The sequence below is a fragment of the Pseudomonas sp. FR229a genome, from assembly GCF_030209115.1.
Lineage (GTDB): Bacteria > Pseudomonadota > Gammaproteobacteria > Pseudomonadales > Pseudomonadaceae > Aquipseudomonas > Aquipseudomonas moraviensis_A.
In genome coordinates this window covers 62,946-85,653 of sequence record NZ_JARVSP010000003.1, presented here as the reverse complement: position 1 = coordinate 85,653, position 22,708 = coordinate 62,946, and the positions used below count along the sequence as shown (strand labels likewise).

The window sequence follows — 22,708 nt, the reverse complement described above, 5'->3', positions numbered from 1 at the left end:
CAGGCCCGGCGCGGGATGCCATTTCTCGCCGGGCTGTTCGGTCGTCGCGCATCGTTATATTCTGGCATCAACCTACGAAGGGATTTCGCCGTGCGCTGGCTCAGGATTGCCATAAGCTTCACCGTCACGCTGATGACCTTGCTCTGCATGCTCCCGGCCCAGGCCGCGCAAGGCAGTGGCTGGTCGGTATTGCTTGACGATCAGGGCATCCTGCAACTGAGCGACATCCGCTCCGCTCGCTACACCAATCAATTCAGCCCCACCGACCTTGACCACCTGACCGCGGCCGAGCCCGAGGGCGCCCTGTGGCTGCGCTTCAAACTGGCGCCGGGCAAGCACGAACAGGTGCTGCGCATCTTTGCCCCCGATCTGTCACAGCTCAATCTCTACGTGCTCGACGGCGACCGGCTGATCGAGCAACGTAACACCGGCACCGCACGGCCTCAGGCCGAACGTCCCTTGCCGAGCAGCGATTTCATGCTGCCCCTGCCCCAGGCCGACAAGCCGCTGGACATCTACGTACGCATGGTCTCCGACCATCAATTGCGCCCGCACATCACCCTGCAAGCGGCGGTGGAAGGCGCGGCCGATCAGAAGCAGACGCTGATTTTCGGCCTGCTGTTCGGCTGCCTCGCCATGCTCCTGCTGCACAATCTGGTGCGCTACGCCTACTCGCGCTCGCGCAGCAGTCTGTGGCTGGCGATCTGTGAAGGCCTGCTCGGGCTGAGTCTGTTCCTGTTGCTCAACCTCGCCGGGCCCTGGCTGCCGAACTGGCATGCGATCCAGACGCCGGGGGCTTATCTGGCCCTGTTGCTGACCGCCCCGGCCGGATTGATGTACGCCCTGCGCTTCTTCGCGCCACTGGGCCAGCACCCGCTGAACAAACTGCTGTGGGGCGACATTCTGTTGATCGTCACGTGCAGCCTGTTGCTGCTGTTCGTCAACACCTTGCCGCTGAACATCATCACCTACGCGCTGGTGGCGCTGGCCGGCCTGAGCATGTTGCTGGTGGGCTTCTATCACTGGCAAAAGGGTTACCGCCCGGCGCGCCTGTTCGTTGCCGCCATGGTCGTGTTCAACATCGGCACGCTGGTCATCCTGCCGGCGCTGCTGGGGCTGACCCTGGTCACGCCGCAAGGCCTGATCATGACGCTGATGGTGTTCATCTGCATCAGCGGCCTGCTGATGAGCATCGCCCTGGGCGAGCGACAGCGCAGCATCACCGAAAGCCGCTTCAGCATCAGCCGCGACCTGGCGGCGAGCAATGCCGAGATCAATGCCAAAGCCGAATTCCTCGCCAAGATCAGCCACGAAATCCGCACCCCCATGAACGGCGTACTGGGCATGACCGAGTTGCTGCTGGGCACGCCGCTGTCGGTCAAGCAGCGTGATTACGTGCAAACCATCCACAGCGCCGGCAACGAACTGCTGACGCTGATCAACGAGATCCTCGACATCTCCAAGCTCGAATCCGGGCAGATCGAACTCGACGACGTGCAGTTCGACCTCAACGCGCTGATCGACGATTGCCTGAGCATCTACCGGGCCAAGGCCGAGCAACAGAACGTCGAGCTGATCAGCTTCATCCAGCCGCAAGTACCACGGGTGATCAGTGGCGATCCGACACGCCTGCGCCAGACCTTGCTGAGCCTGCTGGAAAACGCCCTGAAGAAAACCGAAGAAGGCGAAGTGTTGATCGTCGTCGCCCTCGACGAGCGCAGCAGCAAACCGCGCCTGCGCATCGCCGTACAGGACAGCGGCGTGCCGATGGAGCCGGAAGAACGCGATGCACTGCTGCACGCCGAGCTGCACAGCAAACACTTCCTCTCGGCCAATCGCCTCGGCGGTAATCTGGGGCTGGTGATTGCGCGGCAACTGATTCGTCTGATGCACGGCGAGTTCGGTATCAAGAGCGGCGCCACCCAGGGCAGCACCTTATGGCTGACCCTGCCACTGGACCCCGATCGCCTCGAGCATCCGACCTCCGATCTGGACAGCCCGCTGCAAGGCGCGCGGGTGCTGGTGGTCGACGACAACGACACCTGTCGCAAAGTGCTGGTGCAGCAGTGCAGCGCCTGGGGCCTAAACGTCAGCGCCGTGCCTTCGGGCAAGGAAGCGCTGGCGCTGTTGCGCACCAAGGCGCACCTGCGCGATTACTTCGATGTGGTGCTGCTCGACCAGAACATGCCGGGCATGACCGGGATGCAACTGGCGGCGAAGATCAAGGAAGACCCGAGCCTGAACCACGACATTCTGCTGATCATGCTCACCGGCATCAGCAACGCGCCGAGCAAGATCATTGCGCGCAATTCGGGGATCAAACGGATTCTGGCCAAACCGGTGGCCGGCTATACGCTCAAGACCACGTTGGCGGACGAACTCAATCAGCGCAACAAGGGCCAGGTGGTGTTCCAGCCGCAAGTGGTTACAGCGGCCGCTGCTGCGAAAGTGCCGAGCGACTTCCGTATCCTGGTCGCCGAAGACAACACCATTTCGACCAAAGTGATTCGCGGCATGCTCGGCAAGCTCAACCTGCAGCCGGATACCGCGAGCAATGGCGAAGAAGCGCTGCAAGCGATGAAAGCCCAGCGTTATGACCTGGTGCTGATGGACTGTGAGATGCCGATCCTCGATGGTTTCTCCGCCACTCAGCAACTGCGCGCCTGGGAAGTGAGCAATCAGCGGATCCGCACACCGATCGTGGCCCTCACCGCGCACATTCTTGCCGAACACAAAGAACGCGCCCGGCAGGCGGGCATGGACGGGCACATGTCCAAACCGGTCGAGCTGTCGCAGTTGCGCGAGTTGATCGAGCACTGGGTGGCACAGCGTGATCAGCAGAACCGTACGGCTTCCACGTACTGAGCGATCAGAGTTCAAGCTCGCTCAAATATTTCAGTGACTGGGTGAGCACCGACTTTTTCACCTTCTCGCGAAACGTACCGTAGTGAAGCGTATTGAAGCTGATCAGTGCCATCTGTTCGAGGCTGTTACTGATGAGTGATTGATCATCGAGAAACAGGAACCCGGTGGCCTTTCGTTCAAGCTTGAACTGCCGATGATAGACACCCATATCGACCCTGTTCGGGCCATTCATGACGCAGGGAATCAACTGAAAAATACTGCCCTGCGCCCGCAGTACGGTTGAGTCGAACAGTTCGCTCGCAGATGCATTCCTCTCCATTTGCTTGAGGGCGCGGCTCATCGGCCAGGCGAAATCGGCGCCCAGGCGCGTGGAAATGCGGTTGATCGCCTGCCCGGCCATCACACCGCCCTGCTCAGGTACGAAGGCTTGCGGACGGGGTACGTCCCATCCCAGAAATCTCAACTGGTTGCAGTAGTACTCGAACCATTCCCCGGACAATCCTGCTTCGAATGCTGCGCGCGTCGCGTTTTGCGCGAACGCCGTGCTCATGTAGACGTCTTCCCGGTGGGATGCGGGCAGACCGCTGGCGAACGACACGACGCTGCCGCCCACGACCGCAGCGGGTGGTGCGAAGAGCTCGGTCATTGCTCATGCTCCAGGGACAGCGCCGCCACGTTGGCCGCAATGCGATCTTGAATCTTCAGCGCTATTTCGCTGGCGACCATCTCATACAGACCTTGCGACAGCGTCGATCGGGCAAACCGCAGCGTGACAGGACCTTGAACCTCCTCTGCCTGATAGGCATGGGCCAACGGATTCACAGGAAGCGCTTGATGCGTTCTCAACGTCACGTACACGCTGGTGAGATGCGTCGGGGAGTGCGCCACGATCACCAGCAACTGCACAGGCATTGCCGTTGCATCAGAGATCTTTTGCATATGCGTACGAAGCAAGTGGATGGCCGGATGCTCCGCCGACAGATTCGCACATTGATCCAGCATGGCCGCAATCGCAGGCACTCGATCTGGATCGGCCTTACCGATGCAATCGACTACCCAATCGATGACTGACTCCATATTCCCAGACAACACATTCCTGTCCTCACGCGCCCTCGTCTGGCGCACCCAGAAGTTGTCCAGGACTTCTGTATAACACTCATACCATTGGGATCCGGGTTGTTTTTCCACCGATTTATTGGCGACCAATTGTGCGTACAGCACACTGTTGATGACGTTGTCACAAGCCAACATTTCTTCTGTTTCAGGCACCAGCAAAATTGCCGTACCAACAACAATTGCCGTATAGGCCGTATCCATAACAAGTTATCCCCGCACAAAAAAGGCGGCCGTTATCCGGCCGCCTTCATGTTGTCATCAAATATCGTAATCGATGGCTTTAGCCAGGTGATTCACCAGAGCGGTGGCAATCTTTGTGCGAGTCGCTTCAGCAACAAACTCGTTTTTCTCGAAGACAGTTTCACCGCGATAAAGGCCGACATTGCGAACATCCACATCGACAAACATTACTTTGGTCGAAGAGTTGCGTCGGGCAAAGCGCACGGCACCAACTGCAAAAATAGTCGCTCCGTTGATCTCGGCGCACGCGCCGGCGGTCACTCCACCGACACCATTTTCCAGCAGGTTGCGCTCATACAGGGTCAATGCCGTTTGACGCTCTTTCAGCGCAGCGATCGCATCGCCCGCTACCTTCAACATCAGCGCGGTGCTAGGGCCAGGTACAGCCAGGCCAGCAACTACCGAGCCAAGGATTTCAAGCACCAGCTTGTCCATCCGCACGCTGGTTCCGCTGACTTGCAAATCACTGTAGAAACGGCGGATAGGCGCCCAGCCCGCATTGGTCATGACTTCGCGAAACAGCATGTACCATTCTTTGCCCTGACTCTCCAGGGGGTAGCGCTTGTTAGCGACCAGCGACGCATAAAGAAAAGCATTCTGCGCATCGGTGCGATTAACACCGGTGATGTTGCCGCTGAAGGAAATGATCCCTTCACCGACAACCGAGCCCTGGGAGGGCGCTTCAATTTCGTCACCCGGCATGATCAGACTACGCGAACGGATAATGGGCGCATCATCCAGTTCATATTCGTCAATGTTTTTGACACACGCATCGATATACCGCTGACTTACAACTTGAGCATTCATTACAACTGTTCCTTATTCAATTCAATGCAAGTTCCTCATGAACTTGCCAAACAAACAATAACCAGCAAATACATTACTCACAAACCCAAACATGTAACAGCATATCCAGCACAAAACCAAACCAACAAAAGAAGTTACCCCACTCCCCGGAATAACAACTAAGCAACAATTAAACATCAGACCCACAGCCAATAGATCAGTCTGATAGACTCCAACTCATCTACTCTGGATGCGAGCCAAAATCATGCTCCACGTGTTGTTCAGCGTTTACCTGAAGATGCTGGTGCTCTACAGCCCGTTCTTCGTGTTGTCCTGTTTTATCAGCCTGACCCGCGGCTATTCGCGCAAGGAGCAGCGGCGTCTGGCGTGGAAGGTCGCTCTTGCAACACTGATTTCCAGTGTTCTGCTGTATCTGTTCGGGCGGGTGATTTTCGACGTGTTCGGCATCACCGTGGACGCCTTCCGCATCGGCGCCGGCAGCGTACTGTTCATCTCGGCACTGGGCATGGCCCAGGGAAAACCGGCGGTGCAGGCCGACAACGTGCAGCAGGACGTGACCATCGTACCGCTGACCATTCCGCTGACCGTCGGCCCCGGCACCATCGGTGCCTTGCTGGTAATGGGCGTCAGCCAGCCGCACTGGGACGACAAGCTGACCGCGATCATGAGTATCGCCCTGGCCAGTTTTACCGTTGGTGTGGTGTTGTATCTGTCCAATCGTATCGAACGGATTCTTGGCGATCAGGGTTTGCAGATCGTCAGCCGCTTGATGGGGCTGTTCGTCTGCGCGCTGGCAGCGCAGATCATCTTCACCGGTGTGAAGGGCTATTTGGTGCCTTGAGCATTGCCGCAGCACGACGACCACTACAAAACGCCGCGCACGGTAACCGTTCGCGGCGTTCTGTTGTGCAGAGCGACCTCAGTGCAGGGCTGCGATCACCGCTGTCAGGCTGGCCGTTGACTCAGCACCGCGCGCGGTGGCCAAGGCTTCCACGCCTTGAGTCAGGGTGAAGGTATGTTGCCGCCCGGCGATGGGGAGCATCAGTTCCAATGGGCGCTGTGCGTCGAAATTGCGCACGATCAGACTGCGCCCGGAGTCCGGATCGCTCAGCACCACGTCGCCATCGACCGATGACATCAACCAATGCCCGCACTCGTCCAGGTCCAGACCCAGCAGGCAAGGCTCAGCCGTTTCCGCGTCCGACGCCTGTCTTCCATCGACCACGATGCAGTCCAGGCGCTGCCAGGTTTCCAGCGACAGCCGATAACCAGAGGTCTGCGCAGCGTAAACCAGCCACAGCTTGTCGACCCCATCCGGCAGCAACGTCGCAATCTCCGTAACGTCATCAGCCACTTCGAGCGTCATGACCTCGGCGTCGCGATGGGCATGACTTGCGGGTAGCCAGACGCCGTCGCTTGGGCCGGCGCTGAAAATCAATGGGGCGATCGGGTCGAACAGCAGCGGCTGCCTGGACCCGCGCGTGCCGAGAAATGTCGACCACGATCCGTCGCTGCGACCTGGAAGATCGAACAGCCGATCGAGGTCCGGCACGTAATACACATAGCGTCCGGTTGCGCTTGCCACTTGCACGACCGGCGCGTGGGCATGCCCGCTCAATAACGCTCGCAGGCGTGCACGTAACTGATCATCGGTCTGCCCCGGCACGCAAGACCAGCGATTTTCCACGCCAACGATCATCGCTGGCTGGTTATCCAACAATTGCAGATGCACCCCGTCGAAGGTCTGCGCGACCAGCCCTTCACCCTGCCGCTGCACCTCGCTACAGGCCCATGATGGCCAGACCTTTTCAGGCCTGACCAGCAACTGCGGCTGCACCAGGCGATGTTCGGCTGAAAACGCTCCGCGCAGCGCTTCGATCGCCACCAGCGGCTGGCGATAAAGTCGCCCGGTGGCGACCTCGAACAACCAGACCGCGGTTTTATCCGGCGTCGGGCCGAGCAGCGACAATTCCCTGCCTTGACCGATCTCGGCCAGAGCGATTTGCCCCTCGATAAACCATGCCGCCAGCAGGGCCTGACCCGCTACATCGCGCAAACCCAGGATCGGAAAAGCCACCAACGGCGCGGCCCTGGCCAGCGCGGGCAATGCACTCAACCAATCGGGGTTGCGTTGCAGCCAGCGTTGACCAACGCCGGCAAACCTGAGAATCGAGGGTTTATCTGCCAGATCACGCCACGCCTCATCGCTTCTGTGGCTGAGCGCAGGTACCCCGAACTTGAGCGCAACGTCGTCGGCAATCGCTGGCGCAGCAGGCACATCGACGATATCGACCTCGAACAGGCGACCATCCTCCCGGGTGGCGATGAAGCGCTGATTCGTGCGGGTGATCTCGACCACATCGTGCTCGATCACCAAATTCTGCCAACGCCCGACGCTCGGTTCGATGCCGCGGCTGATGGTCCGCTCCTGCTGACTGTAGAACAGCACCGCATTGTTTTCAGGACTGGACGGCATCAGCATCAGCAAGTCCTCGGGCCATGCCAGGTTTTGTCCGGCCTGAATGCACTTGCCCGTCGTCTTGTTCAGCCAGGCGCGGTCGCGCAACTGCGACCCGACGTAGCCTTCGACGACAATGAACGGAGCATAGGACCAATCGCTGCTGCTGGCGGTCGTGTCTGGCGTGTCGTCAGCGAATGGCACATCGATCTGGCGCAGTGCTTCGCGCGGCTGAAACCGATAGTCCTGCGCCGCAAAAGCAATCTTGCAAGCCGTCAGCTCCACCTGTTGGGCGCTGATCCGATACTCGACGGTGGTCGTGCCATGCAGCGCTTCTGCCGTCAGCCTCTGCGCAATCCGCAAGGCACCATCGGCTTGCTGGTGGCAGCCGATGATGGTCGAACCTGTGCGCGGTTTTTTCAGCCGGTAGCGATGCTGGACAGTACCGGTCAGCGCATCGACCTGCCACACCAATGGATGGTCGGGATGGTAGAACCACGCATGACGGGCGCTGGCGCCGGCCAGGACCACGCCCTCGCTGACCTCTTGCGGCAGGTTGCGCGCGAACAGCACTCGATCCCGCGCAGTGTCGTAGTAGCCAGTAGTGATGACTGGCCGGCCCGGCGCGTGGAACGGCACGCTGAAGTTACGCAACGGCAGACAGGCCGCTGTCAGTTGTCCGGTTTTGACCTGAGTGCGCAGAAAGCTCAGAACCGGCGCCGGGATGCCACTGGCTGTCTGGTTTGCGCTGCGCAGGTGATCCGCAGCTGTATTTTCGTAGTCGAGGACCACGCTGATCAGATGCAGGCTGCGGCCCGTCCAGTCGATCCGGTACAGCCCCTCGGCCAGCTCGATGACGCCGTCGAAACGATTCAACACCAGGCCATCGACCAGCATCTCAGGTGCGCTGTCGGCACTGTCCCGTGGCTTTTCGCGGAAGCTGACCTGCGCCAGCCGAGCCCAGGACGCCTGCACCGTCCATGTCACCTGTTCCCAGCCCTGCGCTTGCTCGAAGCTCACCGCCAGCAGGCCCGGCACCAGCCGGATCCGGTACTGCCCCTGCGGTGCGGTGATGCGGTACGCAATCTTCTTGCGCCACTCTGGCGGCAGATCCGCAACCACCAACTGGCGCACCGATTCGCTCAATTGCACCGCGATCGTCGTGGCCAGAAATACCGGATGCAGCTTGAAGAGTATGTGCGGCGCAAACGGTGTACTGAACAGATAAAACTGCCGATTGCCCTGCGTGTCATATTCCAGCTGATGCGCCAGGCGATCATGCAACTGCGGATAGCGGGTGGTGGAAAAGGGTACGGCGCCGGCGCTGCCGATCTGATATTCGTAGCCGTAGTAACAGATTGGCGCACAGGGCAGCACAATCACCTCGGGTAACGTGCCCCAGACGCTGGCGACCGCAGGTCGTTGAAAAGCGCTGCGGATATCGATCGCGGCGTGCCGCCGGGCGGGATCATCGTCGTACTGCGGCAGCTCCAGCGCGCTGCCCTTCCACGGGTAGAACTTCTGCCCCTCGAACACCACCCGTCTGCTTTGCAGATTCAGATCGGTGATCACTGCCAGTGAGGGGAACTGCAAGACCGCACCATGGCTTTCGTAAGACGCCTGATAAGCGTCATGGATCTGCGAGAGGTGCTCGCCAATGGCCGCAGCCTTGTCCATGATCTGCCCCAGATTGCTGGCAATGGCGGTCACGCCGATACCCACGCCCAGGAGCGGCACGGACAGCGCTGCGGCGAACGCGCCCACCGCTCCGCCCGCCGCCAGGGCGACGATATCCAGGCCCAAAGCCGCCACGTTGAACGCCAGAGACGTGGAAAAGCGCGCACGCTGCTCACGATTCTCTGCCTGCGTCAGGTTGTAAATGTCGAAGCCGATGTTGGCCACGGAAAACGCCACCCCGACGCCCGTGGCGGCCTGCCCTGCCAGGCGAGCGGATAACGAAGCCTGCTTCAATGCCTGCTCAGCCGCCGCCACCTGGCGCACCAGTTGGGCAATCTGCAGTGCATCGCTGACCACACCAGTCCCCAGCTGTGCATAACTCACGTACAGCTGGATTTGCAGGGAGACGGTCAATGTCGGCAATGAATCGCCAACGCGGTACTCGCGCTGGCGCATTTCACTGATCAGCGTCTGGATCGCGAAGGCGAAACTCAACCGGCTGCCACCGTCGTGATCAGCCGCCAGACCTGGCCTGGCCGCGCCGCCCTGGACGAGTCGTTCGACATACTGCCTGATTCTCTGAAAACGCGAATCCCGGCTGAGGACCGTCACGGTATTTTGCGCATTGCGCGAATCCATCAGCGTCAGGCGATAGCCGCCGTCGGCGTCGTTAACTAGGGTATCGAGCAGCGGCACATACTCACGCGTCAGCTTGTGCTCACTGCGCAAACGCTGGGTCGCCTGTTCGAACTCGCTGGCCCAGTAGCGCGCATCCAGCTGCGCCAGACTGGCGCCCAGCCGCGAGTTCTGGCCCAGAGACCGGGTGCGGGCCAGCGCCTGTTTGCGCCAGATCGACGCCCCCTGAGGGTCGGCCAGCGCAACGTTGTGCAGAAAACTGTCCACGCGCAGATCCGATGACAGCCTGCGTTCGGCGATCGCCACGGTGTCCAGTTCAGTCACGGTGAACTGCGCCGTGGCCATATCGCCCAGGCCATAAAGCTTCGCCAGGGCGTTATCGTCCGCGCTCAGATAACGCTCTATGCCACGCAGCAGTTGTGCGCCATCGGCAAACCCGTAGAGGGCAAAATTGGGATCGTAGAAGCGATAGGTCGGGTGTTCACCGGTCAGGACCTTGGCCAGCAACAGGGCGTGGTCGCCAGTGTCGAGCAGCAGCACCGCAGGCCCCGCGCGGGCGTCCAGTGCAGCCATGATGCTGTCGAGACGCTGCACGCCCCGCGCGGTGCCGACCTCGGCGGTGGGCACGGCACGCAGTTCGTCCAGCGCACTGCGCAACGCCTGTGCACCGAGTTCGTCGGGACTCGCGCTGGCGGTGGCGACATGCCCTACCAACGCCCGCTCGGCCGTCTCGCCGGCAGCCACGGCGGCGGCCATCAGCAGCGCCAGCGGATAGCAACGGCGACCCGGATCGCCCGCGCTGCGTAGCAGCAGATCCTGCGGCAACTGCTTGACCGAGACGGCGCCAGCCGTGAAAAAGGCGTCGCGCACTTGCCCGCTGCGCTGGAAGATCTGCGTGCGCAACTCCTGCTCGGCGCTGCGCTTGATCTGGCCGATACGCTCGCCCCACTGGCGTAGCGTAAGCGGCTCGGACATGGCTTGGACCTTGAGCTCGCGGGCCGTCGATGCAACGGCCGGCAGGTCGCGCGCCAGTCCGTTTTCGAACGTTGCCGAGTGGCGCTGGCACACGGCTTTTTCGATCGCATGGTAGCGGGCGAACGTACCGTCGCTGTCCGTTTCGAGGGCGAGGTTGCGCACGTTCTGCCAGGTATCGGCGAAACCTGCATCGTCCAGGTGCGTCGCACCGAAAATCCCCCCGAGCACCACTCGCATCAAAGGACTCAGTTGTTCCAGCGGCATCGTTCCGTGGGCGATCCGGCTGAACAGTTCGTTGAGGTGGCTGACGGAATCCGCACCGCGGGAGGTCGGCACAACGGCAGGCCTTTGCGCCAGTACTTGCTGGCGGGTGTCGAAGTCGATGACCACGGCCTGGTGGAAAGCGACTTCACCACTCAACTTGTCGCGCATTGCTCGAATGAACGGCTCTCCCAGATCATCCATCAAACCTTGCAACACCGAGGTCAACAGCACCGGTTTGCCTTCGATAATCGGCCAGCCGCGCTCGAAGGTCAGGCTTCGATCATTGAGCAGTTCGGACAAGCGACCGGCATACCGAGACTTGAGCTTTCCCTCGGCCCACCGCGCGTGCTCCCGTTCCAGCCAGTCTTTTTCCTTGCCCCTGACGATCCAGCCGGAAACGGTTTCCTCTTCGGTATTGACGTTGTAGCCCTCGCGCAAACGCTGTTGCGCCAATACCTGACGGCTGAAAGACGGATCGGAATTGGCTTCGATATATTCATGCAATCCGGCGAGTGCCGCGCCCGGGCCGGTAAGCGTTACGGTACCCCCGGCGTCATTACGGATACCGTCCTGGTAATAGGTGACAACCGCTTTAAGCAACTGATAGGCATACGCCTCATCCCATCGGGTGAAGTTCGACCTGACCAGAATATCTTCAATGACTGTTGCAGCAATGCCGGTCAGGGTTTCGCTGTCGGCCCAGCCCGCTCCCGAATTCGCCATGCGTTTTTCAACTTCAATGAGCACGTCGTAATTAAGTCGAATGACTTGCATGATCGACATCGTCATGCCGCTGCCTGGCTGAGCAATAAAATGCGCGTTCATTTCTTCGCCGATTTGCAGTCCCATGCGAAAGCCGTTCTCGACAGCGTCCATGGTTTCTGGCGGCACGAACAGCTCAAGGACGTCCGGCTTGCTCCGAGCAAAATCCTCCAGAAGTTGTTTATGTTGTTCGGGAAGGCTGTCGGTTCTGTCCGGGTAATGCTGCGGATCGCGCCCAGGCATCAACTGTCGGTTGTTATTCAACAACAGTTGCAGAACACCGATTTTCTGCGTCTGGCTGTAATCACTGATATCGACACCACCCAACTTATCGAGCAGTGGCGGCAGATAATCCATGTCGGTATAACGCCCGCCTTCAAGGAGTTCTGCCTGCAAGCGCACCACATCGCTCGCCGCGGCGAAATTGCCACGCATCGCCACTTCGCGGCGGTAGACGTCCGCCAGCAGGTCATCGGTAAAGGCCTGAGCTACATCGCGTAATTGCAGGTCCGGACCCACCATGGCCAGATGGCTGTCGAGGCAGCGTTGCCGGAAAGCCTGCAGCGTCGCGCGGTCCTTGCCATAAGCACGCACCATCAGATCGATGCGCGCTTCATCGGTTCGCCCCTTCCATTTCGGCTGGCTGAGGTAATCGAACATTTGCTGTTTCAAGACCCGCGCGCGGTCTTCAATCATCGTCGCCAGTTGCCCGGCATGGTGGAGTTGTGCGCCACCGGACGCCATCGCATCAGCCCTGGCACTGTCGAGAATGACCCGGTTCATCTCGAAAGCCAGCAACGCGTCGCTGTCGTACCAAAGGTTGAAGCGGTAATCCTCAGCCCTCATCACCTGGCGCCAGATGTTCATGTAATCGCGCTGGTTGACACCGACTTCGCTTCCGCCAACCCAGACGAAATGAACAATTTTCGGCACCGGTCGGCCCACCCCCGACAACATTTCCACGGTCGTCGAAAGCCGTGCCAGATAACGCTGCAGCCCGCTCGCAATGTTATCCACAGCCACGGGCACAGCGGTTTTCTTGCGTTTCAACAATTCTGCAAGTTGCTCTTGAAACAAGCTCGCCAGATTCAGTAACAGCACCGGGTCAGTCGTCTGACTGGCCTGCTGATAATAGTCGTTCAGCGCTTGGTATTGCGCCGAAGCGGAAAACTCCCGAAGTGCCTTGGAAAGCACCGAATATTCTTGCGCAGATACGAATGCTCGTCCGAACGAATAATCATTTTTTAAAGCCATCACACATTCCTTGTTTATTGAATGACCCATTCACCGCGCACACTTTCGCGCCGCTGCAGAGCGGTAATCCGATTTCAATGACACTCGACAAGTGCTACGAACACAGCACCCTAGTGGGCCAACAAGCGCCATACAAACAACAAGGAATACAAAGCTTGTCGCCGGCAATATCTGATCACACGGAAATCATCAAACCGTAACAGCAGTGCGATTACTAACGGGCTGGCGCAATCTCCAGGCATAAAAAATGGCCCTGTCCGGGGGGACATGACCATTTTTTATGACTTGAAGAAAACAATTGAAACTTCAACTCAACTTACAACCGCTCAAACTTCTTACAGCTGGAAATCGAATGACTGGCGGCTTTCTCAGGAACGTGGTTTTTCGCCATACCAACGCGGCGTATACACCCAGTCACCGCCCCCGGCACGAGCGAAAGTGCAAGTGGTCGACGAACCGATCAGCACCATCGTGCGCATGTCGACCTGTTCCGGCGTCAGCGCACCCAGCGTCGTGGTGCGCAGGGTCTGTCCCGGGCGGCCGATGTCTCGGCCCAGAACCACCGGCGTTTCCGGCGAGCGGTGCTGTGCAACGATTTCCAGCGCGCGGCCCAGTTGCCAGGGGCGCGCCCGGGAAATCGGGTTGTAGAACGCCAGGGCCAGATCCGCTTCGGCGGCCAGATCCAGACGCTTCTCAATGATCGCCCACGGCTTGAGGTTGTCCGACAGCGACATCACACAGAAGTCGTGGCCCAGCGGCGCCCCGGCCTGAGCGGCGGTCGCCAGCGAGGCGGAGACACCGGGCAGGATCTCCAGCTCGACACTGTGCCAGGCCGGATCATCCGATTCGTGCAAGGCCTCGAGCACCGCAGCGGCCATAGCGAACACGCCCGGATCACCAGAGGAAACCACGATCACCGAGCGCCCCTCGGCGGCAAGCCTGAAGGCGTGACGGGCACGCTGCATTTCTTCACGATTATCGGTGCAGTGCTGCACTTGATCATCGCGGAAGGGGCCGGCCATGCGCACGTAGGTTTCGTAACCGAGCACATCGGTGGCGCGCGCCAATTCGGCTTTCACCGCCGGCACCATCAGTTCGGCGGCGCCAGGGCCAAGGCCGATCACCGCGAGTCGACCCCGTGGGCGGCCGATCTGCGAAACGTCCAGTGGTTGCTCGGCAATCGCCACCGCCAGATGTTCAACGCCAATCACGTTCGCTTCAGGCACTGCGATACCCGCCAGGGCCTGCAGATCGCTTTGCGCCGCCACGAAGCGCAGTGGCACGCCCAATTCGAGCGCAGCCTCGCGCAAGTTCGTCGCCGCCATGTCAGTGTCGGCGGCCACGAGGCAGGCGAGCGCCGGCACGGCGACGTTGGCCCGTTGCAATGCGGCGCGAACGACGTTTGGCAGATCCGCCACTTCAGCATTCACCGCCACCGCCACACTGCGCGGATAGATCAACAACTCGTCGGCACTGGCCAGACGCTGCGCACTGCTCACATGGATCGAACGCAGTGCCTGCGGATCCTGTGGCAACTGCGCCTGATCCAGCCACGGCGCCGCGCCTTCGATACGCACGCTGTGCCCGGCGAGCAGGTCGGAGACGAAGCGTTTGCCCGATTCCAGATCCGCCAGCGCATAACCACTGGGCGGATTGAGCAGGCAGGTGCCAAAGCGCAATTCCCCGCTGGTGGTGATTGCCGGCGCCACGTGCAGCGCCGCCGCGATCTCCCGGGCCATGACATTCACTCCGCCCAACCCGCCAAGTAGCGGCACCACAGCGCTGCCGTCTTCAGCGACAGCCAGCACCGCCGGTTCGGCGCCCTTCTCCAGCAGCAGCGGCGCCAGGGTGCGGATGACGATGCCGGCCGCGCACAGGGCAATGATCGGCGTGTCCTGCTGATACAACGCGCGCAGGGTCGCGCCGAATTCCTGATACAGGCAATCAGCGCCTTCAACCCGCCCGGCGAGGCCGTGGATCTGCGCCGCCGGATAGACCTGCTGAATCCGCCGTGCCGTCGCGAGACTGCCCTGGCCGAGGATAACGATGGCGGGTGTCGAGTGCGTCATCACCCTTGCCACCGTTCGCCCGGGACGATGATCAGCGAGAAGTATGGCGAGGACATCGGCTCGACCTGATCCATCGGCACGATCTTCTGATTGGCCATGGTTGCCCGTTCGACGTACAGCGCGCGCTCGGCGAGGCCGAGTTCTTCCAGAACCTGACGCACCTTGGGAAAATTGCGCCCCAGCTTCATGATCACCGCCGCATCGGCATCGGCCAGACGCCGTTTCAGCTCTTCATGGGGGAGCACGCCCGAGAGCACCGACAGGCTCTGATTGCGATACACCAGCGGCGCGCCGAGCACCGAAGCGCCGCCGAGCATCGAGCACACGCCGGGCACCACTTCAGCCTCATAACGGCTGGCGAGGCGGTCGTGCAGATACATGTAGGAACCGTAGAAGAACGGGTCACCTTCACAGATCACCGCCACGTCACGGCCGGCATCCAGATGTTCGGCCACCGCCACCGCGGCTTCGTCGTAGAAATCGCTGATGACCTGTTCGTACGACAGCGGAGCCGGCAACGCCTCGGTGGTCACCGGGTACACCAGCGGCAGCAGATTCTGCGCCTCGACCAGGTGCGCCTCGATGATCCCGAACGCATTGCCCTTCTTGCCCTTGGCCACGAAGTACGCGACCACTGGCGATTCGCGCAACAGGCGCAAGGCTTTGACGGTGATCAGTTCCGGATCACCGGGGCCGACACCAAGGCCGATCAGACGTCCTTTGGCCTGCATCATTCGATCTCCGTGGCGAGGGCATTGACGGCGGCGGCGGCCATGGCGCTGCCACCCAGGCGGCCTTGCATGATCACGAACGGCACGCCACGACTGTCGGCAGCCAGCGCCGCTTTCGATTCGGCAGCGCCGACGAAGCCCACCGGGAAGCCAAGAATCAGCGCCGGTTTCGGCGCGCCGGCGTCGAGCATTTCCAGCAGGTAGAACAGCGCGGTCGGCGCGTTGCCGATCACCACGACGCTGCCTGCAAGGTGCGGGCGCCACAGCTCCAGCGCCGCGGCCGAGCGGGTGTTGCCCAGCTCGCGAGCAAGCTCCGGCACGCTGTCGTCGCGCAAGGTGCAGATCACTTGATTGTTGGCCGGCAGACGGGTGCGGGTCACGCCTTCGGAGACCATGCGCGCGTCGCAGAGAATCGGCGCACCGGCCGCCAACGCATCGCGCCCGGCCTTGCCCGCGCCTTCGGAAAACTGCATACCGTCGACGGCCTCGACCATGCCGCACGCGTGGATCACCCGCACCGCGAGTTTTTCCAGATCGGCGGGGATGCGCGCCAGATTGGCCTCGCGGCGAATGATCGCGAAGGAGTTGCGATAGATCTCCTGACCGTCGCGGATGTAATCAAGCATCAAGGGGGCTCCGGGAGCGGGCGTCGAGCAGGGTCGCGGCCGCTTCAATAGTAAGGTTGCAGGCGTGCAGCGAGCCGAAACCGGGCTGTGCTGCATCGCGAAAATAGAGGTCGTAATGACCGGGGGCAACGGCCAGCAGCGTGGCTGGCGCGCAGTGAGCGGCGGCGCAGGAGCGCGAGCAGCCTGACAGGTGCACGCGCAGTCCTTCGGGCAGCAAAGGTGCCAGTTGCCGGGCGTCCTGCTTGGTGTCGGCCAGGCCTTTGCTGCAGCCATCGGCACCGGTGCAGGCGATCAGCCGGGCCAGCGGTTCGGCTTCGGTCGTCAACAGGCCCAACGCCCGTAACTGCTCAAGCACTTGCTCGGTCTCAGTGACGTTCACGTTCGGCAACAGCAGGCTTTGCCATGGCGTAAAGCGCAGGCTGCCATCGCCAAATTGACGGGCCAGTTGCGCCGCGCCGCGTAGCATCAGCGGATCGAGTCGTCCAAGCGGCGGCACCGCGCCGATGTAAAAACGATCCGTCGTGTTTTGCTGCCGGGCGCCAATGTACAGCGCATCTGCCGACGTCGGGCGCTGCCAATCGCTGATCGCCTTGACCGATACGCGCTCGCGCAACGATTCAAGAAACGCGAGCCTCGGCAACTCATCGAGCAGATGGCGCATCCGTGTTTGCTCTGGCCGGGCCAGGTCGAGGAACAACTCCAGCACCGCGACCACCAGCGCGTGAGCGTTGTCCAGGGTCACGGCGCCGAGCGGGCGATCGGTCGGGCAACCGGCCAGACCGAATGCCCAGAGGATTTCGCCATCACGCTCGCACGCCGACAGCCACAGGTCATGGGGATGTTCGAGCATCGCCAGCGCTTCACCACCATCGAGCTGCACGGCGAACTTGGCGCTCAGTTCGTGGAAGCGCGGATGGCTTTGCAAGGTGTCGAGGATCTGTTCGGCGAGCGGACGCGTGTCGATCGACAACTGCTGATCGACCCCGGCGGTCGGGCTGAGCATCAGATTGCGCACATCATCGCCGGCGGCGGTTTTTGGCCCCAGCCCAGCGGCGAGCAAGCGCTCGATCAGCGCCGCCGATTGCGCACCGATTCCGCGAATCTGCAGATTGCCGCGATTGGTCGCCTCGATCGCGCCACTGGCGAACTGCTCGGCGGCAGCGGCCACCGCATCGGCCTGATCGGCACTGATCGAACCGCCATCGAGTTTGATCCGACAGATACCGCCGTCCAGTGCCTGGACGATACGCAGCAACCCCGGGCAGGCCGAGGGGCGTAAGGCGGTGGACATCGGGCGTTCGTTCAAGGGGCTGACCGGTTGCGTGGCAGAAGCGCTTCGCGGGCGAAGGCGCGGTATTATGCCTGCTTTGTCCGGCGGCATGAAAAGTCTGCCCGTCGGAACGGCACGTTTAGAGGAATATAGATGTCACCCTGGCTGACGATCGTGGGAATTGGGGAGGACGGCTTCAAGGGCCTGGGCAAGAATGCCCGGCGTGCCCTGATGGGCGCTTCGCGGATCGTCGGCGGCCAGCGGCAACTGGATTTGCTGCCGCCGTGCATTGGCGGCGAGCGGCAGTCGTGGCCCAGCCCGTTTTCTCTCGCGCTGGTGCTTGAGTCCCGTGGCGAGCCCGTTTGCGTGCTGGCGAGCGGCGATCCGATGTTCTACGGCGTCGGTGCCAGTCTGGCGCGTCTGGTGCCGAGCGCCGAGATGTCGATCATTCCCGCGCCTTCGTCGTGCGCATTGGCGGCGGCGCGCTTGGGCTGGCCGCTGCAGGAGGTGACGGTTGTGTCGCTGGTGGCGCGGCCGCTGGCGGCGCTCAATGCGCACCTGTTCAGCGGCGTGCGTCTGTTGTTGCTGAGCAATGACGGCAGCAGCCCTGCCGCCGTCGCGCAACTGCTGCGCGAGCGCGGTTTCGGCGCCAGTCGCCTGAGTGTGCTGGAGCATTTGGGTGGCGAGGCCGAGCGGTGCATCGACCGCCGCGCCAGTGAATGGGACAACCCGCCCGTTGCCGATCTCAACGTCATCGCTATCGAGTGCCTGGCCGAGCCCGGTGTTGCCGGCCTGTCGCGGCTCGCCGGTTTGCCCGATTCGGCATTCCGTCACGACGGCCAGTTGACCAAGCGCGACGTGCGCGCCATCACCCTCGCCCGTCTGGCACCGACGCCCGGCGAACTGCTCTGGGATGTCGGCGCCGGCAGCGGCTCGATCGGTATCGAATGGATGCGCGCCCATCCGAGCTGTCGCGCCATCGCGGTTGAGGCCGACGCGGGCCGCCAGCAATTGATCGAACACAACCGCGATGCGCTGGGCGTGCCCGGCCTGCATCTGATTCGCGGCAAGGCACCGCAAGCGCTGCATGGCCTTGAACGTCCGGACGCTGTGTTCATCGGCGGCGGCGTCACCCGTGAAGGCGTGGTCGAAGCCTGCTGGGAACAACTCAAGCCCGGCGGCCGTCTGGTCGCCAACGCCGTGACGCTGCAAAGCGAAGTCGCCCTGATGCACTGGCGCGAACGTTACGGCGGCGAGCTGACGCGCATTCATGTCGCTCAGGCGCAGCCGCTCGGCGAGTTCGACACCTGGCGTCAGGCACTGCCGATCACCCTGCTGGAATTGGTCAAACCCCTCGATGCGTGACGAAACCGCCGAACAACCCGCGCCCCTGCGCAGTGGCCTCACCACCGGCAGCTGTGCCACCGCGACCAGCCTCGCCGCGGCGCGCCTGTTGCTCACCGGCGTCGGCGCCGACGCAGTGCAGATCACCTTGCCCAAGGGCAAACAGGTACAGATGCGTCTGGAGTTCTGCCGCCTGAGCGAGAACGGCGCCGAGGCCGGCACGATCAAGGACGCTGGCGACGACCCCGATGTGACCCACGGTGCTTTGCTCTATTCACGAGTGCGCTTGCTGGACGAAGCGGGGATCCGTTTCAATGCCGGCGCCGGGGTCGGCACGGTGACCCGCCCAGGACTGGTACTGGCTGTCGGCGAGCCGGCGATCAATCCGGTGCCGCGCAAAATGATCAGCGATCACCTGACCCTGCTCGCCGCCGAAACCGGTTATCACGGCGGCTTCGAGGTCACCGTCAATGTCGAGGGCGGTGAGGCACTGGCGCTGAAAACCATGAATCCACGGCTGGGCATTCTTGGCGGCCTGTCGATCCTCGGCACCAGCGGCATCGTCCGGCCATTTTCCTGCGCTGCCTACATCGCCTCGATTCATCAAGGCATCGACGTGGCGAAAACCAACGGTTACCTGCACATCGCCGCGTGCACCGGCAACGCCAGCGAAGACACCATGCGCCGGGTCTACAACCTGCCGGAAATCGCCCTGATCGAAATGGGCGACTTCGTCGGCGCGGTACTCAAGCATCTGCGCAAGGTGCCGGTGAATAAACTCAGCCTGTGCGGCGGCTTCGGCAAGATCAGCAAACTGGCCGCCGGGCATATGGATCTGCACTCACGGCATTCGAGCATCGACTTGCCGCAACTGGCCGAGTGGGCGGCGGCGATTGGCGCGGACGCGGCGTTGCAGCAAGGCATTCGCGCGGCCAACACCAGCCAACAGGCCTTGGCCATGGCCAGTGCGGCGGGGATCGCTTTGGGTGATGAAGTGTGTCGCCATGCGTTGAATTTCGCCCGCAGCGTCGTGCCTGCGCAGGTGCAGGTCGAGGTGTTTGCGATCGATCGCCAGGGCGGGATCGTCGGGCACGCCGGAGGGTTTGCATGAAACGGATCTTGTTGCTCGGTGGTGTGACTGAAGCGCTGGCGATTGCCCGCACGCTCGGGCCAGAACATATCTACAGCCTCGCCGGTGTTGGCCGGGTGCCGAGCGACTTGAGCTGCCAGGTTCGGGTCGGCGGTTATGGCGGCGCTGAGGGACTGACGCAGTTCATCGCTGATGAAAGTGTCGATCTGCTGCTAGACGCTACGCACCCGTACGCCGCACAAATCAGCGCTAACGCCGCCCGCGCGGCACAGCTCGCCGGCATTCCCTGCTGGGCCCTACGGCGCCCAGCATGGCAGCCGCAAGCAGGCGATGACTGGCGCGAGGTGAGTGACTGGCCCGAGCTGATCACAGCCCTAGAACCCTTCCACCGCCCGCTGTTCACCCTCGGCCGCGAACCACTGCAACACCTCGACGAAATCCCCGCCCACCAGTTCTGGACCCTGCGCGCCCTCGACGTTTACCCCGGCAATGAACGCTGCGAAGTGATCGGCGCCCGAGGGCCGTTTCTGCTTGAGGATGAACGAGCGCTGTTCGAGCGCCGGCAGATCGACGTACTGATCAGCAAGAACAGCGGCAGCACCGCGACCGAGCCGAAGCTGGAAGTGGCGCGTGAGCGTGGCGTGCCGGTGCTGGTGTTGAAGCGGCCGGGGTTGCCGGGGGTTGATCGGGAGTTTGCCTCGGTTGACGATATCCTCGCTGCCCTCTCCCTCTGAATCGGCACGTCCCGTCGTGGGAGCGAGCCTGCTCGCGAAGACGTCAGCACCGACAGCCCATTAGTGCCTGACAAATCGCTTTCGCGAGCAGGCTCGCTCCCACAGGAACCGTGGATGTTGCTGATAGCTGTGCGCAGCCACAAAACCTGTGGGAGCGGGCTTGCCCGCGAAGACGTCAGGTCTGGCACTGCAAATCCAAGTGGCTACACTCTTTTCAACGGCGCACTGCGACACCAGACCGCAGGACGCTTTTTTACTTATCGGCCCTGATCAGGCTAAATAGCCGCGCCTGATCGCCCACCCAACGGACCTGTCCCATGAACCGACGCCGGTTAGCATTTGCCTGGATCGCCTGCTTTGCAGTGCTGTTCAACATGCTCGCCATGCCGCTGAGCGGGGCGATGGCGCAGGCGGGCGGCGACCCCGCCGAGCAGATCCTCTGGAGCAGTTTCTGCACCGGCAGCGGCATGAAGATGGTGGCGATCGACATCGGCGCCACAGATCAAAAGGCCCCGCAAAACGATAGCCATTCGAACATGCAGCATTGCTGGTGCTGCTCAGGCTCGGCGCCACTGCTGGCGCTGCCGGGGCATTCGCCGCAGTTGTATTTCGCGCGATTCGAAAGTAACCGCAGCGTTGCCCCCGTCGCCCTGCAAGCCCTCGCTCCGCGCCAGCAATGGCCGAGTCTCAATCCCCGTGCATCCCCTCTGGTCTGATTTGTTCGCGCCATAAATCCGCGTTTCAAATCGTTCTGGAGAACTGCCATGTTGAAGAAACTCTTCGTCCTCGCTGCGCTGCTTTTGCCGGCGTGCTTCGCCCATGCCCACGAATACAAGGCCGGTGCGCTGGAAATCGCCCATCCGTGGTCACAGGAACTGCCGCCGAATGCGCCGACCGTTGCCGCCTATTTCATCATTCACAACACCGGCAAAAGCGCCGATCGCCTGCTCAGCGTCGACTCGAAGATTGCCGCCGACGCACAACTGCACGAGCACGTGATGCAGGGCGACCTGATGAAAATGCAGCAGGTTCCAGGCGTGGATATTCCACCTGGCGGCACCGTGACGTTTGCGCCGATGGCTTACCACGTCATGTTGCTCAACCTGAGCGATCGCAGCCTGCTCAGCGATGGCAAGCGCTTCCCGATGACCCTGCATTTCGAGAAGGCCGGCGATGTCACGGTCGATGTCGCCGTGCAGAAGAAACCGCCGGAATCCACCCAGGCCCACGTGCACGCTCAGTAACCGACCCGGCTGACTCCGCCCATGCGTCCTTTGCGCGCCAGGCCCGCCCCGCACCACCGTCAGACTCAAGCGCTGACGCGTGGCAGCTGGATCGCCCTGTTCGCCATGTTGATGATCTTCATCGGCCCACTGATTTCTCAGTCGATGCCGATGGATCAGCACGCCTCGACATCGATGCCAATGAGCATGGACATGTCGATGGACATGCCCGGCATGGACCACAGCAGCCATGACGCCAAGCCCTCGGTAGAGCACTGCCCGCCGCAATCCTCGCATCACGTGCTGTGGGAAAAGTGCGGTTACTGCAGCCTGCTGTTCAATTGCCCGGCGCTGACCGGCGGTGGCGATTTCATCGCTTTCAACATCCCGCCACCCAATACCTTCACCCCACCCTCCCCGCGTTTGGGCCACGCCCGCCAACCCTTCTTCCCCGGCGCCCGCACCCGCGCCCCGCCCGTCGCCACGTAAACACGCACCTCTGATTGCACACGGTTGAGAAGACAGTTTCAGGCTGTCGGCCGTGGTGTTTACGACTGTTCGATGGAA

General features: G+C 61.8%; 16 protein-coding genes. 8 read left to right on the top strand and 8 right to left on the bottom strand.

The annotated features are described in order from the left end of the window. Window positions 1–90: 90 nt before the first annotated feature. Window positions 91–2,865, top strand: coding sequence for a hybrid sensor histidine kinase/response regulator (locus tag QRN33_RS03110; RefSeq protein WP_042608910.1), 2,775 nt, complete (start codon window positions 91–93; stop codon window positions 2,863–2,865). Between the two features lie 4 nt (window positions 2,866–2,869). Here QRN33_RS03110 and QRN33_RS03105 read toward each other — a convergent pair whose 3' ends face one another. From QRN33_RS03105 to QRN33_RS03095, 3 genes are read right to left on the bottom strand one after another with little or no spacing between them, the layout of a single operon-like run. Beyond that, window positions 2,870–3,511: a hypothetical protein gene (locus QRN33_RS03105; RefSeq protein WP_083354113.1), complete on the bottom strand. Its 642-nt coding sequence runs from the start codon at window positions 3,509–3,511 to the stop codon at window positions 2,870–2,872. After that, window positions 3,508–4,182 (bottom strand): hypothetical protein, encoded by a 675-nt coding sequence (locus tag QRN33_RS03100; protein ID WP_285406902.1) that lies wholly within the window; start codon window positions 4,180–4,182, stop codon window positions 3,508–3,510. Before QRN33_RS03100 ends, QRN33_RS03105 begins: the two co-directional genes overlap by 4 nt. Window positions 4,183–4,239: 57 nt before the next feature. Continuing rightward, a complete protein-coding gene (locus QRN33_RS03095) occupies window positions 4,240–5,028 on the bottom strand; it encodes a hypothetical protein (protein WP_116657916.1) in 789 nt (262 codons plus the stop codon). 244 nt (window positions 5,029–5,272) lie between these two features. Between QRN33_RS03095 and tspR the strand changes: the two genes are divergently transcribed. Next, on the top strand, window positions 5,273–5,869 hold the full coding sequence (gene tspR, locus QRN33_RS03090) for a type III secretion system genes modulator TspR (protein WP_016771870.1): 597 nt from the start codon (window positions 5,273–5,275) through the stop codon (window positions 5,867–5,869). A gap of 78 nt (window positions 5,870–5,947) precedes the next feature. Here tspR and QRN33_RS03085 read toward each other — a convergent pair whose 3' ends face one another. The 5 genes from QRN33_RS03085 to cobG all read right to left on the bottom strand — a co-directional run bounded on the left by QRN33_RS03085 (window position 5,948) and on the right by cobG (window position 17,771). After that, window positions 5,948–13,054: a TcdA/TcdB pore-forming domain-containing protein gene (locus QRN33_RS03085; RefSeq protein ID WP_285406895.1), complete on the bottom strand. Its 7,107-nt coding sequence runs from the start codon at window positions 13,052–13,054 to the stop codon at window positions 5,948–5,950. Window positions 13,055–13,422: 368 nt separating this feature from the next. After that, a complete protein-coding gene (gene cobJ / locus QRN33_RS03080; protein ID WP_285406892.1) occupies window positions 13,423–15,123 on the bottom strand; it encodes a precorrin-3B C(17)-methyltransferase in 1,701 nt (566 codons plus the stop codon). Further along, on the bottom strand, window positions 15,123–15,857 hold the full coding sequence (locus QRN33_RS03075) for a precorrin-2 C(20)-methyltransferase (RefSeq protein ID WP_370695113.1): 735 nt from the start codon (window positions 15,855–15,857) through the stop codon (window positions 15,123–15,125). Before QRN33_RS03075 ends, cobJ begins: the two co-directional genes overlap by 1 nt. Further along, window positions 15,854–16,480 carry a precorrin-8X methylmutase gene (locus QRN33_RS03070; RefSeq protein ID WP_285406888.1) on the bottom strand — a complete coding sequence of 209 codons (627 nt, stop codon included), beginning with the start codon at window positions 16,478–16,480 and terminating at the stop codon, window positions 15,854–15,856. The genes QRN33_RS03075 and QRN33_RS03070 overlap by 4 nt, the downstream gene beginning before the upstream one ends. Further along, window positions 16,473–17,771, bottom strand: a complete 1,299-nt coding sequence (cobG, locus tag QRN33_RS03065; protein ID WP_285406883.1) for a precorrin-3B synthase — start codon at window positions 17,769–17,771, stop codon at window positions 16,473–16,475. Before cobG ends, QRN33_RS03070 begins: the two co-directional genes overlap by 8 nt. A 132-nt stretch (window positions 17,772–17,903) precedes the next feature. Between cobG and QRN33_RS03060 the strand changes: the two genes are divergently transcribed. From QRN33_RS03060 to QRN33_RS03035, 6 genes are all read left to right on the top strand, one after another. Beyond that, complete coding sequence (locus tag QRN33_RS03060) at window positions 17,904–19,115, top strand: bifunctional cobalt-precorrin-7 (C(5))-methyltransferase/cobalt-precorrin-6B (C(15))-methyltransferase (protein ID WP_065615535.1); 1,212 nt, start codon at window positions 17,904–17,906, stop codon at window positions 19,113–19,115. Continuing rightward, entirely contained in the window at window positions 19,108–20,205 is a 1,098-nt protein-coding gene (locus tag QRN33_RS03055) for a cobalt-precorrin-5B (C(1))-methyltransferase (protein ID WP_285406879.1), read from the top strand. Before QRN33_RS03060 ends, QRN33_RS03055 begins: the two co-directional genes overlap by 8 nt. Then, window positions 20,202–20,918: a cobalt-precorrin-6A reductase gene (locus QRN33_RS03050; RefSeq protein ID WP_285406878.1), complete on the top strand. Its 717-nt coding sequence runs from the start codon at window positions 20,202–20,204 to the stop codon at window positions 20,916–20,918. The genes QRN33_RS03055 and QRN33_RS03050 overlap by 4 nt, the downstream gene beginning before the upstream one ends. A 317-nt stretch (window positions 20,919–21,235) precedes the next feature. Beyond that, on the top strand, window positions 21,236–21,634 hold the full coding sequence (locus tag QRN33_RS03045) for a DUF2946 domain-containing protein (RefSeq protein WP_285406875.1): 399 nt from the start codon (window positions 21,236–21,238) through the stop codon (window positions 21,632–21,634). A gap of 48 nt (window positions 21,635–21,682) precedes the next feature. Further along, on the top strand, window positions 21,683–22,162 hold the full coding sequence (locus QRN33_RS03040) for a copper chaperone PCu(A)C (RefSeq protein ID WP_281922019.1): 480 nt from the start codon (window positions 21,683–21,685) through the stop codon (window positions 22,160–22,162). Between the two features lie 21 nt (window positions 22,163–22,183). Then, window positions 22,184–22,630 carry a DUF2946 domain-containing protein gene (locus QRN33_RS03035; protein ID WP_123419930.1) on the top strand — a complete coding sequence of 149 codons (447 nt, stop codon included), beginning with the start codon at window positions 22,184–22,186 and terminating at the stop codon, window positions 22,628–22,630. Window positions 22,631–22,708 lie beyond the last annotated feature (78 nt).

What these genes read in the sequence shown, in the direction of transcription:
- QRN33_RS03050 (WP_285406878.1), top strand. Translation starts at nt 20,202, where the DNA reads ATGAAACGGATCTTGTTGCTCGGTGGTGTGACTGAAGCGCTGGCGATT.
- cobJ (WP_285406892.1), bottom strand. Translation starts at nt 15,123, where the DNA reads ATGACGCACTCGACACCCGCCATCGTTATCCTCGGCCAGGGCAGTCTC.
- QRN33_RS03060 (WP_065615535.1), top strand. Translation starts at nt 17,904, where the DNA reads ATGTCACCCTGGCTGACGATCGTGGGAATTGGGGAGGACGGCTTCAAG.
- QRN33_RS03085 (WP_285406895.1), bottom strand. Translation starts at nt 13,054, where the DNA reads ATGGCTTTAAAAAATGATTATTCGTTCGGACGAGCATTCGTATCTGCG.
- QRN33_RS03070 (WP_285406888.1), bottom strand. Translation starts at nt 16,480, where the DNA reads ATGCTTGATTACATCCGCGACGGTCAGGAGATCTATCGCAACTCCTTC.
- QRN33_RS03100 (WP_285406902.1), bottom strand. Translation starts at nt 4,182, where the DNA reads ATGGATACGGCCTATACGGCAATTGTTGTTGGTACGGCAATTTTGCTG.
- QRN33_RS03055 (WP_285406879.1), top strand. Translation starts at nt 19,108, where the DNA reads ATGCGTGACGAAACCGCCGAACAACCCGCGCCCCTGCGCAGTGGCCTC.
- QRN33_RS03095 (WP_116657916.1), bottom strand. Translation starts at nt 5,028, where the DNA reads ATGAATGCTCAAGTTGTAAGTCAGCGGTATATCGATGCGTGTGTCAAA.
- QRN33_RS03035 (WP_123419930.1), top strand. Translation starts at nt 22,184, where the DNA reads ATGCGTCCTTTGCGCGCCAGGCCCGCCCCGCACCACCGTCAGACTCAA.
- cobG (WP_285406883.1), bottom strand. Translation starts at nt 17,771, where the DNA reads ATGTCCACCGCCTTACGCCCCTCGGCCTGCCCGGGGTTGCTGCGTATC.
- QRN33_RS03075 (WP_370695113.1), bottom strand. Translation starts at nt 15,857, where the DNA reads ATGATGCAGGCCAAAGGACGTCTGATCGGCCTTGGTGTCGGCCCCGGT.
- QRN33_RS03040 (WP_281922019.1), top strand. Translation starts at nt 21,683, where the DNA reads ATGTTGAAGAAACTCTTCGTCCTCGCTGCGCTGCTTTTGCCGGCGTGC.
- QRN33_RS03105 (WP_083354113.1), bottom strand. Translation starts at nt 3,511, where the DNA reads ATGACCGAGCTCTTCGCACCACCCGCTGCGGTCGTGGGCGGCAGCGTC.
- tspR (WP_016771870.1), top strand. Translation starts at nt 5,273, where the DNA reads ATGCTCCACGTGTTGTTCAGCGTTTACCTGAAGATGCTGGTGCTCTAC.
- QRN33_RS03045 (WP_285406875.1), top strand. Translation starts at nt 21,236, where the DNA reads ATGAACCGACGCCGGTTAGCATTTGCCTGGATCGCCTGCTTTGCAGTG.